We start from the raw sequence: 15,240 nt of genomic DNA, 5'->3' as shown, positions 1-15,240 counted from the left end.
GTTCGGCACTCACCTCTTAAAAAAATAAGGCAAATGCATGACCCCAAACTTCGGGTTCACCTGTTACATCGCAGCGTTCAAGATATCCAGCTTTTCTTTGGCAATTTGGGAGGCAATTTCGTCGCGATGCCAAAGAAATCGGCGCTCCGTGTTGGAATCGATCGACCCCATGCTAATCTCCGCGGTGAATCATGCCCGTTTTCACGGATCAAGGATTACCGAATGCTCCGGATCGTCGTCCCCCTCGTCCTGTCGCTGCTCTGCGGCGCCGTTGCCGCCGAGCCGCTGCACGGCATCGCCATGCATGGCGAACCGGCCTTGCCGCCTGATTATAAACACTTCCCTTACGTCAATCCCGACGTGAAAAAGGGCGGCAAGATCACCTACGGCGTCGTCGGCACCTTCGACAGCCTCAATCCGTTCATCGTGAAAAGTAATCGCACGACGGCGCGCGGCATGTGGGACCCGGAATACGGCAATCTCGTCTACGAATCGCTGATGCAGCGCTCAAGGGACGAACCGTATACGCTCTACGGCCTGCTTGCCGAGACGGTTGAATGGGACGACGACAGAACCTTCATCCAGTTCAACCTCAATCCGAAGGCGAAATGGGCCGATGGACAACCGGTGACGCCCGAGGATGTGATGTTCACCTTCGAGCTGATGCGGGATAAGGCCCGCCCGCCCTACTCCGAACGCCTCAAAGTCGTCGCCAAGATGGAGAAGGTCGGCGAACACAGTGTGCGCTTCACCTTCAACGACAAGGCTGACCGGGAGACGCCCCTGAATTTCGGTCTTTTCCCGGTACTGCCGAAACACGCGGTTGATCCCGAAACCTTCGACCGTTCGTCGCTGACGCCGCCAGTCGGCTCTGGGCCTTACAAAGTGAAGACTGTGAAGCCTGGCGAGAGCATCACCTATGAGCGTGATCCGAACTATTGGGGCAAAGACATTCCGGCGAAGATCGGCACCGACAATTACGACCAGATCACCGTCCAGTATTTCCTGGAGGATACGACGTTGTTCGAGGCCTTCAAGAAGGGCGATGTCGACCTTTATCCCGATGGCAATCCCGGCCATTGGGCTGACGCTTATAATTTTCCCGCCGTCACCTCTGGGGCTGTGGTCAAGGACGCGTTTCCGTCGAGACTGCCGAGCGGCATGCTGGGCTTCGTGTTCAACACGCGCCGGCCGATCTTTGCCGATCTCAAGGTGCGTGAGGGCCTGTCGCTCGTGTTCGATTTCGAGTGGACGAACAAGAACCTTTATTCCGGCGCCTACAAGCGCACGCAGAGCTTCTGGCAGAATTCCGAATTTTCGAGTTTCGGCGTTCCCGCCGATGCGAGGGAGCTTGCCCTGCTCGGGCCGATCAAGGACAGGATCGCGCCCGACATTCTCAATGGCACCTACAAGCTGCCGGTGACCGACGGCTCCGGCCGCGACCGCAATGTACTGAAGCAAGCGGTCGCGCTTCTGAAACAGGGCGGCTACACGATCCAGGGCGGCAAGATGACCGATGCTTCCGGCCGCCAGCTCGCCTTCGAGATCATGACGCAGAATCCCGGCCAGGAGAAGCTCGCCGTCGCCTATCAGCGTTCGCTGCAGGCGATCGGCATTGCCGCCTCGATTCGCACGGTCGACGACTCGCAATATCAAAGCCGGACGAACAGCCGAGATTACGATATGATCCTCAAGTCCTATCCGTCTTCGTTGTCGCCCGGAAACGAACAGCTCCGCCGCTGGTCTTCGGACGCCAAAACCGTAGAGGGTACCGATAGTTTCGCCGGTGTCGCCGACCCCGATATCGACACTTTGATCGACCACCTGCTCAGGGCGCGCTCGGCCGAGGATTTCACTGCGGCGGTGCGTTCCCTTGACCGCCTGCTGCTGTCTGGCCACTATGTGGTTCCCCTCTACTACAACGACCAGCAATGGGTGGCGCGCAGCAAACGCATCGGCCATCCCGATATCGTGCCGCTCTACGGCTACCAGCTGCCGGCCTGGTGGGATGCGAGCGTGCAGTGAGGAGCAACCGAACGCTGCCGACTGAAATGTCTCCCTACGGAGACGCACGAGAATAAGGAAGTTTATTATGGAACGTATCACCATCGACGTCGTCTCGGATGTCGTCTGCCCCTGGTGCTATCTCGGCAAGGCGCGGCTGGAACTCGCCATCGCCGAGGTGCAGGACGAAATCGGCGTCGACATCAATTGGCGGCCATACCGGCTCAATCCCGACTATCCCAAGGAAGGCGTCGACCAGAAGAAGGCGCTGGCTGAGAAGCTCGGCGGCGAGGAGCGCGTGGCGCAGGCACACAAGATGCTTACCGATTACGGCCGCGAGGTCGGCATCGCCTTCGATTTCGAGGCGATCAAGATCGGCCCGAACACACTCGACGCCCATCGGCTGATCCACTGGGCGATGATCGAAGGCCGCGAGAAGCAGGACAAGGTCGTTGCCGCGCTGTTCAAAGCGAATTTCGAGGAAGGCCGCAATGTCGGCGACCATGCCGTGCTGCTCGATATCGCCGAAAAGGCCGGGCTCGATCGCTCGGTCATCGCCTCGCTGCTGGCCTCCGATGCCGATCGCGACCTGATCGTCGCCGAGATCGAGGCGGCGCAGGAAATGGGCGTCAACGGCGTGCCGTTCTTCATCTTCGACCAGCAATATGCCGTCAGCGGCGCCCAGACGCCCGACGTGCTGGCCAACGCGCTGCGCGATATCGCCAAGGCGAAGGCCGAGGCACGGTCGGGACTGAACTAACGGTGCCGCCCACGCGGATCGAGATCGGACAGCTAAGACAAAGTTGTCCACGACGGCCAGCTATACCGTTTATATTTTCAATCACGACTTGGAACGAGCATGACTGGCGCCCGAGCGAAACCTCAAGGAATTTACATACTCGATTCAAATGGGAATTATGGCTGGGAGTTCGCAAACCGGGACAGGCTGCAGCCAGATAGCGGCTACCTCGGCCTCAATTACATCCGAACTCCATGGCCGGATAGCATGCTCGATTTGCCCCGAGGCCCGTGGCAAATACCCGACTATGCTGAAACGCCAAAGCTGATCTTTAATCCGAAGCGAAAGGTGCAAGACATTTATGTAGTCGACTATTTCCTTTTCATCTCCGAAAAAATGAAGAGCTTGCTCGATGAATTGGCTCCAAAGTCATGTGTATACCTGCTTTGCGAGACGGAGTTTTCGAACGGAAAAACTGGCCCAAGAATCTGGCAATGTAGCGTTGTAGATTCGTACCGGCATGCCGTTGACTTAGAGAAATCTGAAATTCGCCTAAGTAAATGGGGCACGTATTTGATATACGGTGAATCTAGCTGGAAATTTTTGCTTGCTGTCCTAGCTGGCGCACACGTGTTTCGCTTGTTTGAATATGCGGTCGCAATTTTCTGCGATCAGACATTTAAGGATTTATGCAGAGACAGGGGTATAAAAGGTATTTCCTTCCAACAAGTTGGCTTTTTGCAGACATAGTAAAAGGCTTTTCGGTGAGCAGTGCAACTTCGCCGCAAGGCGAAGTTGCGGGGATTCCTGTCTGAAAACGCCCTCGTTTAGCCCAGAGCCGAAACGCATCGCACCTCACTCTTCACCGAATTGGCGATAAAGCATTCGCTGTGGGCGCGGTGATGCAGGGCTTCCAGCTCGCTCGGCGAGGGCTGCTTTTCGCCGCTGAAGACGACATGCGGCCGCAACGTCACCACGGTCATTGCAAGACGGCCTGCGGCATTCTTCTCCATGACGCCCTCGGCGGCATCGGTATAGCTATCGACGCAAAAGCCCTGTTTGACGGCAAGCGACAGGAACCAGAGCATGTGGCAACTGGACAGCGAAGCGACGAAGGCCTCTTCCGGATCGACGGCATCCTCGGCGGAATAAGGCAGCGGAACAACATGCGGCGACGCAGATGCCAGCACCTCGATGCCGCCGTCGAAGGTCCAGCGGTGGACGCGGCTATAACGGTTGTCGGTGAAAGCCTCACCGTTGCGTAACCAGGCGATCGTTGCGCCATATTTCGCCATCTCAATCCGCCTTCGTTTATTTTGCCATCTCGGCCAGTTGCGTCATAATCACAGCCGCGCCCTGCAGGCGCTTTTCCGGTGTCGGCAGGTCGCGGGTCAGGAACAGGCTGTGATCGGGACGGATCTTCGCCATCGTGCCCTGCTTGCCGATATAGCCGACGAGGTTGGCCGGGTTGGGGAATTCCTTGTTGCGGAACTGCACGACGACACCCTTCGGGCCGGCATCGAGCTTTTCGACATTGGCGGTGCGGCAGAGCGACTTGATATAGACGATCTTCAGCAGATGCTGGACTTCGATCGGCATCGGCCCGAAACGGTCGATCATCTCGGCGCCGAAGCCGTCGATCTCCTTGAGTTCGGTGATTTCGCCGAGACGGCGGTAGAGCGCCATGCGCAGATGCAGGTCGGGCACATAGTTCTCGGGGATCATCACCGTCGTGCCGACCGAAATTTGCGGCGACCAGCCGGTATCCTGGATCTCGTCGACACCCTTGACCTCGGCAACCGCCTCTTCCAGCATCTGCTGATAGAGCTCGAAGCCGACTTCCTTGATGTGGCCGGACTGCTCCTCGCCGAGCAGATTGCCGGCGCCGCGGATATCGAGATCGTGGCTTGCCAACTGGAAGCCGGCGCCGAGCGTGTCCAGCGACTGCAGCACCTTCAGCCGGCGATCGGCGGTTGCCGTCAGCACCTTGTTCACAGGCAGGGTGAAGAGCGCGAAGGCGCGCACCTTCGAACGGCCGACGCGGCCGCGCAGCTGATAGAGCTGAGCCAGGCCGAACATGTCGGCGCGGTGGACGATCAGCGTGTTGGCTGTCGGCACATCGAGGCCGGATTCGACGATGGTTGTGGACAACAGCACATCGTAGCGGCCTTCATAGAAGGCGTTCATGATGTCTTCGAGTTCGCCGGCCGGCATCTGGCCATGGGCGACGGCGACCTTCAACTCCGGCACGTCGGACTGCAGGAAGGCGTGGATATCCGCGAGGTCGGCAAGCCGCGGGCAGACATAGAAGCTCTGGCCGCCGCGATAATGTTCGCGCATCAGTGTTTCGCGAATGACCAGGCTGTCGAAGGGCGAGATGAAGGTGCGCACCGCCATGCGGTCGACCGGCGGCGTGGTGATCAGCGACAATTCGCGCACGCCGGTCATGGCGAGCTGCAGCGTGCGCGGGATCGGCGTCGCCGACAGCGTCAGCACGTGCACATCGCTCTTCAGTTCCTTCAGCCGCTCCTTGTGCTTGACGCCGAAATGCTGCTCCTCGTCGATGACGAGCAGGCCGAGATTAGCGAATTTGATGCCGGCGCCGAGCAGCGCATGAGTGCCAACGACGATATCGGTCTTGCCGTCCGCCACTTCCTTCTTGGTCAGCGCCAGCTCCTTGGCCCCGACTAGGCGCGAGGCCTGCTGGATGCGCACCGGCAGACCGCGGAAACGCTCGGAAAAAGTCTTGAAATGCTGGCGAGCAAGCAAGGTCGTCGGCACGACGACGGCGACCTGGACGCCGTTCATTGCGGCGACGAATGCGGCGCGCAGCGCCACTTCGGTCTTGCCGAAACCGACGTCGCCGCAGACCAGGCGGTCCATCGGCCGGCCGGCGCCGAGATCGGAGCGCACCGACTCGATGGCGTTGTCCTGGTCCTCGGTCTCGTCATAGGGGAAGCGGGCGGCGAATTCGTCGTAAAGACCTTCCGGCGTCGTCAGAACAGGCGCATGGCGCGTCAGGCGTTCGGCGGCGATGCGGATCAGTGCATCGGCCATGTCGAGCAGGCGCCGCTTGAGCTTGGCCTTGCGCATCTGCCAGGCGCCGCCGCCAAGCTTGTCGAGCTGCGCCTCGGTGCCCTCGCCGCCATAGCGCGACAGAAGATCGATGTTTTCGACCGGCAGGAAGAGCTTGGCCTCGTCGGCATATTGCAGTTCGAGGCAGGCATGCGGCGCACCGGCCGCCTCGATGGTCTTGAGCCCGATGAAACGGCCGATACCGTGTTCGGCGTGGACGACGATCGAACCTTCGTCGAGGCCCGCGACCTCGGCGATGAAATCGGCCGCACGCTTGCGGCGCTTGGAGCGGCGCACCATGCGGTCGCCCAATATATCCTGCTCGCCGATGACGACGAGATCGCCGGCCTCGAAACCGGATTCGAGACTGAGCACGGCCGCGGCCGCCTCGCCTCTGGCCAGCGAAGCGACATCCTTCAGCGCCTCGATCGGCTTGACCTTTTCCAGGCCGTGCTCGTTCAGCACCTGCAGCAGGCGTTCCAGCGAGCCTTCGGTCCAGGCGGTGACGAGCACCTTGGCGCCGCCGGCGCGGCGGTCGGCAATATGCTTGACGACGACGTCGAAGATATTGATCCGTTCTGCATCGCCGCCGCCCTCGGCATTCGAGCGGGCCCAGCGCTGCCCCTGGCGGGCATCGATATTGACGACCCGCCTCGCCTCACCTTCGATTTCGTTGAAGGGGCTGATGCGGATCGCGCCGAGCGCGTCGAGGGTTTTTGCGAAAAGCTTGCTGTCGAGATAGAGCTGGCCCGGCGTCACCGGCTTGTAGGGCGTGCCCTGGGCCATCTGGCTCTTGGCCGGCTGGCCGGAATTCAGGCGGGCGTCGTAATAATCGAAAACGAGCTTGGAACGCTCCTCGGCCGCTTCACGCACCGTATGATCGGTGACGATACGGAATCCGCTCAGATAATCGAAGACGGTATCGAGCTTCTCGTAGAAGAGCGGCAGCCAGTGCTCCATGCCGGGATAACGGCGGCCCTCGGAGACGGCGAGATAGAGCGCATCGTCGCGGGTGGCGGCGCCGAAAGCCGAGAGGTAATTCTTGCGGAAACGACTGATCGTATCCGGCGTCAGCGTCACCTCGCTCATCGGATTGAGATCGAGGGAGCGGACCTGGCCCGTCGTGCGCTGGCTGGCCGGATCGAAGCTGCGAATCGATTCCAGCGTGTCGCCGAAGAAATCGAGACGGACCGGCTCTTCCGAACCCGGCACGAAGACGTCGAGAATGCCGCCGCGCACGGCATATTCGCCGACCTCGCGAACGGTCGCGACACGGTCGAAACCGTTGCGCTCCAGGCGCCCGGCGAGATCGTCCATGCGCAGCTGGTTGCCGGGTCGGGCCGAAAAACTCAGGCTCTCGATGACATCCTGCGGCGCCACCTTCTGCAGCATGGCATTGGCGGTGACGAGCACGATCGCGGCATGCGGCTTCTTGCGATGGGCAATCAGGCCACCGAGTGCGGCAAGCCGGCGGGCCGAGGTATCGGCGCTCGGCGACACCCGGTCATAGGGCAGACAGTCCCAGGCCGGCAGGGTGAGAACCGGAATGTCGGGGGCGACGAATCCGAGCATCTGTTCGATATCCGCCATGCGGTGGCCGTCGGACATGACATAGGCGACCGGCTCTCCCGTCCGGGCGAGCTCGGCGAGCAGCAGCGTTTCCAGGCCGGCAGGCACATTGCCGATCGTCAGCGGCTCGGCAATGGCCGCAAGCTTCTTCGCATCAAAACCAGGGATCATTCCGGCGTCCTGAGGGGCTTGTCGAAATCGGGCGTATAGGCGGCCAGGCGGGCAAACATCGGTGTCTGGAAACGCTCAGGGACAGGCCATGTTCCCATGATCCAGCGGACGAGATCATTGTCCTCTTCCGCCATGATCGTCTCGAACTCGTCGAGTTCGGCATCCGACAGTCCGGCGAGCTCGGCTTCGGCAAACTGGCCGAAAACCAGATCCATCTCGCGAATGCCGCGATGCCAGCAACGGAAAAGGATCCGGCGGCGGCGCGGGTCGAGACCGGCACTCGTGAGCGTGACACCTGTCATGGCATTACCTTCCTGTTGATGCGCCTCTATAGACCCTGGAAAGCGGCTTGTCAGCCTTGCCAAGGCCGCATTGTTCATCGCATTTTGGCCGCATGCGCCCCGCCATTCTCGATCCGCTGTTTTCTCCCATTTCGGGCCTTCCGGGCGTCGGCCCGAAGATTGCCGAGCTGCTGGTCAAGCTGCTTGGGCGCGACACGCCGGAGGATTGCCGGGTCATCGACCTCCTCTTCCACGCGCCATTTTCGCTGATCGACCGGCGCAACCAGCCGGGAATCGCGCGCGCACCGCAGGGTGCGATCGTGACGATCACGGCGCGCGTCGACCGCCACCAGGTGCCGCCGCGCGGCAAAAGCAATATCCCCTACCGTGTCTTCCTGCATGACGAGACCGGCGAGTTGACGCTGGTCTTTTTCCGCGGCCAAGCGGCGTGGCTGGAAAAACAGCTGCCCGTTGACGCGGAGGTGACGGTCAGCGGCAAGATCGATTGGTTCAACGGCCGTGCCTCGATGGTGCATCCCGACTATATCGTCCGGGCCGACGAGGCCGAAAACCTGCCGCTGGTCGAGCCGATCTATCCGCTGACGGCGGGACTTTCACCGAAGACGCTGCGCAAGATCATCGACGGTGCCCTGCCGCGTTTTCCGGAGCTACCGGAATGGATCGATCTCAGCTTGACGCAGAAGCAGGGCCTGCCGTCGATCCGCGACAGCTTCCACATGCTGCACGAGCCGCGCGACCCCGGAGATATCGACCCGCAGGCCCCTGCCCGGCGGCGGCTTGCCTATGACGAATTCCTCGCCGGCCAGCTGTCGCTGAGCCTGGTGCGGCAGAGGCTGCGCAAGGTGGCGGGTCAGCCGGTGCATGCGACGGGGGCCGTCAGCGGCAAGATCCTGAAATCCTTGCCCTTCTCGCCGACAACAAGCCAGACCGAGGCGATCGCCGAGGTTTTGAAGGACATGGCCGGAACCGAGCGCATGCTGCGGCTGCTGCAGGGCGATGTCGGCGCCGGCAAGACGCTGGTGGCGCTGATGGCGATGGCGGCGGTGATCGAGAGCGGCGGCCAGGCGGTGCTGATGGCGCCGACCGAAATCCTGGCGCGCCAGCACCATGCGACGATCTCGAAATTCGCCGCCTCCGCCGGGCTTGGCATCGAGGTGCTGACCGGGCGCACCAAGGGACGCGAACGAGAGGACATTCTGGAGCGCATCGCCTCGGGTGCTGCCCAGATCATTATCGGCACGCATGCGCTGTTCCAGGACAGCGTCACCTACGCCAACCTCATGCTTGCCGTTGTCGACGAGCAGCACCGTTTCGGCGTGCATCAGCGGCTGCGGCTGACCGCCAAGGGCATCTCGCCGCATATGCTCGTCATGACGGCAACGCCGATCCCGCGCACTTTGGTGCTTGCCGCCTTCGGCGATATGGACGTCTCCAAGCTCACCGAAAAACCGGCCGGCCGCAAGCCGATCCAGACGATCACCGTGCCGATGGAACGGACCGGCGAAATCGTCGGGCGGCTGCAAAGTGCGCTTGCCGAGGGCAAAAAGGCCTACTGGATCTGCCCGCTGGTCGAAGAATCCGAAGAACTCGACCTGATGTCGGCCGAGGAACGTCATGCGACGCTGGTCGCGGCACTCGGCCCCGATATCGGCCTCATCCACGGCCGCATGAGCGGGCCGGAGAAGGATGCGGCGATGATGGCGTTCAAGACCGGCGAGACCCGGCTTCTTGTCGCCACAACAGTCGTTGAGGTCGGCGTCGACGTGCCGGATGCGACGATCATGGTGATCGAACATGCAGAGCGCTTCGGCCTGGCGCAACTGCATCAGCTGCGCGGCCGCGTCGGGCGCGGCGACGAGGCTTCGACCTGTATCCTCCTCTACAAGGGACCGCTCGGCGAAACCGGCCATGCCAGGCTTTCGATCATGCGGGAGACGGAGGACGGTTTTCGCATCGCCGAGGAAGATCTGAAGCTGCGCGGCGAAGGCGAATTGCTCGGCACAAGGCAATCCGGCACGCCGGGCTTCCGCATTGCCAGCCTCGAGGCCCATGCCGATCTGCTCGAGATCGCCCGCAAGGATGCGGCCTATCTGATCGAGCGCGATCCGGAACTGACCAGCGAAAGAGGACAGGCGATCCGCACCCTGCTCTATCTCTTCCGCCGCGATGAGGCGATCCGGTTCCTGAGAGCAGGATAAAGCGCGCTGCGGCGCGCTTTAAGTCTTTGTTTCATGCATGTCGTTATCCCAAAACCGCTGACACTTTTGGGCGACATGCATCAATCCGCTTTAGAAACCGCCACCGGCTTCGGCCGCGGCAAATGCTTCGGCTTCGGCTCGGACTGAGGGATTTCAGGAGCCACGAGCCCGCCTGAGATCAGGAATTTGGCCGCGTCTTCCGGCGACATGTCGAGCAACACGATCTTTTCGCGCGGTACGAAGACGAGGAAACCGGCGGTCGGCACCGGCGTCGGCGGCAGGAAGACCGCAACCATGTCCTGGCCCATGGCGTTGAACTTCGAAGCGATCTCGCCCTTGGCGTCGGTGGCGACGAAAACCAGCGCCCAGAGGCCGGGACTGGGATATTCGATGAGGCCGACTTTCTTGAAGGAGTTCGACTGCTCCTTCAGCACCGTTTCGAAAATCTGCTTCACGCTTCTGTAGATCGTGCGCACAAGCGGCATGCGCTGGACGACCGATTCGCCGAAACCGACGATGCTCTGGCCGATCAGGTTCTTGCCGAGAAAACCGACAACGGTGATCAGCACGACGGCCGTCAGCAGGCCGAAACCGGGAATGGCGAAATTGAGATAGCTTTCCGGATTCCAACGCGCCGGAATATAGGGCCTGACCCAGCTGTCGGACCAATGGATGAAGGTCCAGGTCAGCCAGATGGTGATCGCGATCGGCGCGCAGATGATCAGGCCTGCGAGAAAATTATTCCTCAGCCGGGTCGCGACCGGCATTCTGGGGGTGTTGTCGGTCATCTCTCCTGATGAGCTCCATCTCAGTCGTGGACAGGCCGGAACGCCGGCCTTTCCCCCTTGTCCGTATGGTAAAACTGCCAGAATTCGGGGCGCCGCACAATATGTTTCGGCGCGAAGACCCTGGCCTTTCAGGCTTATTCCACCGTCACGGATTTCGCCAGGTTGCGGGGCTGATCGACGTCGGTGCCCATGAAAACGGCGGTGTGATAGGCGAGCAGCTGGATCGGCAGCGAGAAGATCATCGGCGCGATGATTTCGTCGACGACGGGCAGGATGATCGTCGCCATGGTCGGCAGTTTCGAGGCCGCAGCACCCGCTTCGTCGGTGATGAAGATGATGCGGCCGCCGCGGGCTGCGACCTCCTGCATGTTCGATACGGTCTTTTCGAAGAAACGGTCGTAGGGCGCGATGACGATGACGGGCATATTCTCGTCGATCAGCGCGATCGGCCCGTGCTTCAATTCGCCGGCGGCATAACCTTCGGCGTGGATATAGGAAATTTCCTTGAGTTTCAGCGCGCCTTCCATGGCAAGCGGGAAGCTGGTGCCGCGGCCGAGATAGAGCACGTCCTTGCACTTCGACAATTCGCGCGACAGGCTTTCCATCTGCGGCTGGATGAGGTTCAGCACCCGGCTCATGATGCGCGGCATTTCGGCGAGATGGCGCACCAGCGCCTTCTCCTCATCGGCGCTCACCGTGCCGCGTGCCTTGCCGGCGCCGATCGCCAGCGACGCCAGCACGGCAAGCTGGCAGGTGAAGGCCTTGGTCGAGGCAACGCCGATTTCGGGGCCGGCCATGATCGGGAAGACGGCGTCGGATTCGCGGGCGATCGTCGATTCGCGGACGTTGACGACGGCGCCGATCTTCAACCCGTTGTCGCGGCAATAACGCAGCGATGCCAGCGTATCGGCGGTCTCGCCGGACTGCGAGATGAAGAGCGCTGCCTGCGACGGCGACAGCGGCATTTCGCGGTAGCGGAATTCAGAGGCAACGTCGATTTCAACCGGCAGGCGGGCATAACGCTCGAACCAGTATTTGCCGACGAGGCCGGCGAGATAGGCGGTGCCGCAGGCCGAGATCGCAAGGCCGGTCGCCGCCTTGAAGTCGATCGCCGCGGCATTGGCGCCGATCGTGTTTTCGGCGAAATCGACATAATGGCTAAGCGCGTGGGAGATGACCTCCGGCTGCTCGTAGATTTCCTTTTCCATGAAATGGCGGTGGTTGCCCTTGTCGACGACATAGGCGGTCGCCTGCGAGAGCTGGCGGGCGCGCTTGACCGGCTTGCCGGTAAAATCGATGACGGCGACACTGTCGCGGGTGATAACGGCGCAATCGCCGTCGACGAGATAGGTGATTTCATTGGTGAAGGGCGAGAGCGCGATTGCGTCCGAGCCGAGGAACATTTCGCCGCGGCCGTAGCCGACGGCAAGCGGCGGGCCTGACCGGGCGGCCATGATCGTGCCGGGATCGGCCTTGAGCATGATGGCCAGCGCATAGGCGCCGGTCACCCGGTTCAGCATCTTCAGCATGGCGGCGCGCGGCTCCAGGCCCTCGCGCAGATATTTCGCCATCAGTTGGGCGACGACTTCGGTATCGGTCTGGGTTTGAAAGACCGCGCCCTCCTCGGTCAATTCGTCGCGAAGCTCGGAGAAATTCTCGATGATGCCGTTATGGACGACGGCGACACCTTCGACGAAATGCGGATGGGCGTTGGTTTCGTTGGGAACACCGTGGGTCGCCCAGCGCGTATGGGCGATGCCCACCACACCTGGCAGCGGTTCGGCATCGAGGCGCTTTTCCAGATTGAAGAGCTTGCCCTCTGCGCGGCGGCGATCCATCACCCCCTCATGGATGGTGGCGACCCCGGCGGAGTCATAGCCGCGATATTCGAGGCGCTTCAGCGCATCGACCAGGCGCCCGGCAACAGGCTGACTTCCCACAATCCCCACAATACCGCACATGCAATATATTCCCCATAACGGCTTCGATGACGAGGCCAGTCCTAACGATTCCTGCTTGTTTCTCAATCACCTCGGCGGTCACTTTCAATTTCCGCCGGTTACGCAAGGCGGCTCAGCTCTTCGCCTTCTTCGCCGCCTTGATGGCGAGCGCGCGCTCACGCAGCACCGACGCGCGGCCGGGCTTGATCTCCTGCCGGGCGCGGCCGAGCGCCAGCGCATCGGCCGGTACATCGACCGTGATGACGCTGCCGGAGCCGACATAGGCACCGTCGCCGATCGTCACCGGCGCGACCAGCGAGGAATTGGAACCGATGAAGGCGTTTTCGCCGATCACCGTCTCGCTCTTGTTGACGCCGTCATAATTGCAGGTGATCGTGCCGGCGCCGATATTGGCTCCGGCGCCGATGACGGCATCGCCGATATAGGTGAGATGGTTGACCTTGGCGCCCTCGCCCAGCCGGCCGTTCTTGACCTCGCAGAAATTGCCGACCTTCGAACCATTGCCGAGATCGGCACCCGGCCGCAGCCGCGCAAAGGGGCCGACGGTCGCGCCCTGGCTGACATGGGCGCCTTCGATATGCGAGAAGGCATGGATGACGGCACCGCTGTCGATCACCGCGCCGGGGCCGAAGACGACATTCGGTTCGATCAGCGCATCCTGGCCGATGACGGTGTCATAGGAGAGAAAGACCGTTTCCGGCGCGATCATGCTGACGCCTGAGAGCATCATCTCATGGCGGCGGCGCTCCTGCCAGAAGCGCTCGATGACGGCGAGTTCGGCCCGGTTGTTGCAGCCGGTCATTTCGATCTCGGGGGCATCGACGGCGGTGACGCGGCCGCCGAGCGAACGGGCGATCTCGACGAGATCGGTCAGATAGAATTCGCCCTTGGCATTGGCATTGCCGATGCGTGAGAGAAGGTCGAGCGCCTTGCGGCCGTTGATCGCCATCAGCCCGCTGTTGCACCAGGTGACGGTGCGCTCGGCATCGGTCGCGTCCTTTTCCTCGCGGATGGCGATCAGTTCGCCGTCCTTGACGAGCAGGCGGCCGTAGCCGGTCGGGCGGTCGGTGTGGAAACCGATGACGACGATGTCGCTGCCCTCGGCAAGACCCTGGCGGGCGGCCTTCAGCGGGCCGTCGGTCTGCAGCGGCACGTCGCCATAAGTGACGAGGATATCGTCATACCCCTTGGCGATCGCTTCGCGCGCCGCCAATACCGCATGGCCGGTGCCGAGGCGTTCCTTCTGCAGATAGGATTCGATGCCGACGCCGCCGATCGCTGCCGCCTTCGCCACATCTTCGGCATCGCGGCCGACGACGAGGGCGACGGAGGAGATGCCGGCGGAAGCGACCGCCTCGACCACATGGGCGATCATCGGCCGTCCGGCGACCGGATGCAGCACTTTCGATTTCGAGGATTTCATCCGCGTGCTGTCACCGGCGGCAAGGATGACGGCAAGACAAGTACGTTCCATGATCTGCTCCGCGAATCCGCGCCGTGAGGCGGCTTTGTTGCCTCATACTGCATAATTGCTGAAATCGGAATCGATTTTCGGCAAGCACGCTGCGTGGATTGAAAGCCTTGCGGCGTCCTTTGCGCGCCCGAAAAGTTGCGTGGCGACGCAGACACGCAAAACCTTTACAACTGTGAAATTTAAGTCGAAATCGGCACTCTGACGGTCTCCGAACCGCGGGCGGCGAAGGCCTCGTGCACATGATGGCGGCCATCCAGGATGACGAGCTCCATGGCACGGCGTGCGGCAGCACTGTCCCCGGAAACGATGGCATCGACGATGCGCATATGCGTATCGGCGATATTGGCAAAGCCGTTTTCCGAGGGCGGCGTACTCATGCGGAACATGCCGACGAGCGCCGCTTCGATGAGGCTGCCGAGCGTGCGCATAAAGGGATTGTGCGAGGCTTCGGCGAGCGCCAGGTGAAAATGCAGGTCGGCGAGCGCCAGGCTGTCGGCCGTGTGACCGCTCGCCGCCATCTCCAGCGCCAGCCCGCGCAAGATCTCGATATCCTCGGCATTCGCCCGTTCGGCGACAAGACCGGCGGCGAAAGGTTCGACGGCGAGACGGATATCGTAGAGCTGCAGCAGGAATTCTTCCGTCACGCCGTTGTCGAAGTGCCAGGCGATGATCTCGCTGTCGAACATGTTCCAGAGGTTCTTCTCGGTCACACGCGTGCCGACCCGCGCCTTGGCGACGACCATGCCCTTGGCGGCGAGCGTTTTCATCGTCTCGCGCAAGACGGTGCGGGACACTTTGAAGCGCTGCGCCAGTTCGGTGTCGCCGGGCAGGATCGAGCCCACCGGATAGGTGCCGGCGACGATCGCCTTGCCGAGCTCGTCGACCACCTGCGCGTGGCTCGTCCGGGTTCTGCGCCCCGTCTTACGTGTCTCGTCCAATTTGTTGCGCAAGCGATCCGT

The 15,240-nt window shown here is 61.7% G+C and carries 11 protein-coding genes; 4 read left to right on the top strand and 7 right to left on the bottom strand.

What is annotated here, in order from left to right; translation table 11 throughout:
• Nucleotides 1-222: 222 nt before the first annotated feature.
• The 3 genes from CO666_RS13580 (at nt 223) to CO666_RS13570 (ending at nt 3,493) form a co-directional block, all read left to right on the top strand.
• Nucleotides 223-2,025, top strand: coding sequence for an extracellular solute-binding protein (locus CO666_RS13580; protein ID WP_097612641.1), 1,803 nt, complete (start codon nt 223-225; stop codon nt 2,023-2,025).
• A gap of 67 nt (nt 2,026-2,092) precedes the next feature.
• Nucleotides 2,093-2,764: a DsbA family oxidoreductase gene (locus CO666_RS13575; protein WP_097612640.1), complete on the top strand. Its 672-nt coding sequence runs from the start codon at nt 2,093-2,095 to the stop codon at nt 2,762-2,764.
• 99 nt (nt 2,765-2,863) lie between these two features.
• The gene (locus CO666_RS13570; RefSeq protein ID WP_097612639.1) at nt 2,864-3,493 is read left to right on the top strand and encodes an imm11 family protein; all 630 of its coding nucleotides are present in this window, start codon (nt 2,864-2,866) and stop codon (nt 3,491-3,493) included.
• Between the two features lie 77 nt (nt 3,494-3,570).
• Here the strand turns inward: CO666_RS13570 and CO666_RS13565 are convergent, their stop codons facing one another.
• From CO666_RS13565 to CO666_RS13555, 3 genes are read right to left on the bottom strand one after another with little or no spacing between them, the layout of a single operon-like run.
• Entirely contained in the window at nt 3,571-4,038 is a 468-nt protein-coding gene (locus tag CO666_RS13565; protein WP_097612638.1) for an OsmC family protein, read from the bottom strand.
• A gap of 16 nt (nt 4,039-4,054) precedes the next feature.
• The gene (gene mfd, locus CO666_RS13560; RefSeq protein ID WP_097612637.1) at nt 4,055-7,558 is read right to left on the bottom strand and encodes a transcription-repair coupling factor; all 3,504 of its coding nucleotides are present in this window, start codon (nt 7,556-7,558) and stop codon (nt 4,055-4,057) included.
• Nucleotides 7,555-7,860 carry an FAD assembly factor SdhE gene (locus CO666_RS13555; RefSeq protein WP_097612636.1) on the bottom strand — a complete coding sequence of 102 codons (306 nt, stop codon included), beginning with the start codon at nt 7,858-7,860 and terminating at the stop codon, nt 7,555-7,557. The genes mfd and CO666_RS13555 overlap by 4 nt, the downstream gene beginning before the upstream one ends.
• A 92-nt stretch (nt 7,861-7,952) precedes the next feature.
• On the opposite strand from CO666_RS13555, the gene recG reads away from it, so the two are divergent.
• Nucleotides 7,953-10,058 (top strand): ATP-dependent DNA helicase RecG, encoded by a 2,106-nt coding sequence (recG, locus tag CO666_RS13550; RefSeq protein WP_097612635.1) that lies wholly within the window; start codon nt 7,953-7,955, stop codon nt 10,056-10,058.
• Between the two features lie 80 nt (nt 10,059-10,138).
• On the opposite strand, the gene CO666_RS13545 is transcribed toward recG, so the two are convergent.
• The 4 genes from CO666_RS13545 to CO666_RS13530 all read right to left on the bottom strand — a co-directional run bounded on the left by CO666_RS13545 (nt 10,139) and on the right by CO666_RS13530 (nt 15,231).
• Complete coding sequence (locus tag CO666_RS13545; protein WP_085778152.1) at nt 10,139-10,846, bottom strand: DUF502 domain-containing protein; 708 nt, start codon at nt 10,844-10,846, stop codon at nt 10,139-10,141.
• 134 nt (nt 10,847-10,980) lie between these two features.
• A complete protein-coding gene (gene glmS / locus CO666_RS13540; protein ID WP_097612634.1) occupies nt 10,981-12,807 on the bottom strand; it encodes a glutamine--fructose-6-phosphate transaminase (isomerizing) in 1,827 nt (608 codons plus the stop codon).
• A gap of 112 nt (nt 12,808-12,919) precedes the next feature.
• Nucleotides 12,920-14,281: a bifunctional UDP-N-acetylglucosamine diphosphorylase/glucosamine-1-phosphate N-acetyltransferase GlmU gene (gene glmU / locus CO666_RS13535; protein WP_097612633.1), complete on the bottom strand. Its 1,362-nt coding sequence runs from the start codon at nt 14,279-14,281 to the stop codon at nt 12,920-12,922.
• Between the two features lie 179 nt (nt 14,282-14,460).
• On the bottom strand, nt 14,461-15,231 hold the full coding sequence (locus CO666_RS13530) for a FadR/GntR family transcriptional regulator (protein ID WP_097612632.1): 771 nt from the start codon (nt 15,229-15,231) through the stop codon (nt 14,461-14,463).
• Nucleotides 15,232-15,240: the final 9 nt, after the last annotated feature.

The sequence above is a fragment of the Rhizobium chutanense genome (assembly GCF_002531935.1).
Taxonomy (GTDB): Bacteria; Pseudomonadota; Alphaproteobacteria; order Rhizobiales; family Rhizobiaceae; genus Rhizobium; species Rhizobium chutanense.
The sequence above is the reverse complement of the archived record's forward strand: the minus strand, read 5'-3'. Positions and strand labels throughout refer to the sequence as shown.

Bases quoted from the DNA above. Each gene is read 5' to 3' on its own strand.
- CO666_RS13570 (WP_097612639.1), top strand. From the start codon at position 2,864: ATGACTGGCGCCCGAGCGAAACCTCAAGGAATTTACATACTCGATTCA.
- CO666_RS13545 (WP_085778152.1), bottom strand. From the start codon at position 10,846: ATGACCGACAACACCCCCAGAATGCCGGTCGCGACCCGGCTGAGGAAT.
- CO666_RS13575 (WP_097612640.1), top strand. From the start codon at position 2,093: ATGGAACGTATCACCATCGACGTCGTCTCGGATGTCGTCTGCCCCTGG.
- glmU (WP_097612633.1), bottom strand. From the start codon at position 14,281: ATGGAACGTACTTGTCTTGCCGTCATCCTTGCCGCCGGTGACAGCACG.
- CO666_RS13565 (WP_097612638.1), bottom strand. From the start codon at position 4,038: ATGGCGAAATATGGCGCAACGATCGCCTGGTTACGCAACGGTGAGGCT.
- CO666_RS13555 (WP_097612636.1), bottom strand. From the start codon at position 7,860: ATGACAGGTGTCACGCTCACGAGTGCCGGTCTCGACCCGCGCCGCCGC.
- CO666_RS13580 (WP_097612641.1), top strand. From the start codon at position 223: ATGCTCCGGATCGTCGTCCCCCTCGTCCTGTCGCTGCTCTGCGGCGCC.
- glmS (WP_097612634.1), bottom strand. From the start codon at position 12,807: ATGTGCGGTATTGTGGGGATTGTGGGAAGTCAGCCTGTTGCCGGGCGC.
- mfd (WP_097612637.1), bottom strand. From the start codon at position 7,558: ATGATCCCTGGTTTTGATGCGAAGAAGCTTGCGGCCATTGCCGAGCCG.
- recG (WP_097612635.1), top strand. From the start codon at position 7,953: ATGCGCCCCGCCATTCTCGATCCGCTGTTTTCTCCCATTTCGGGCCTT.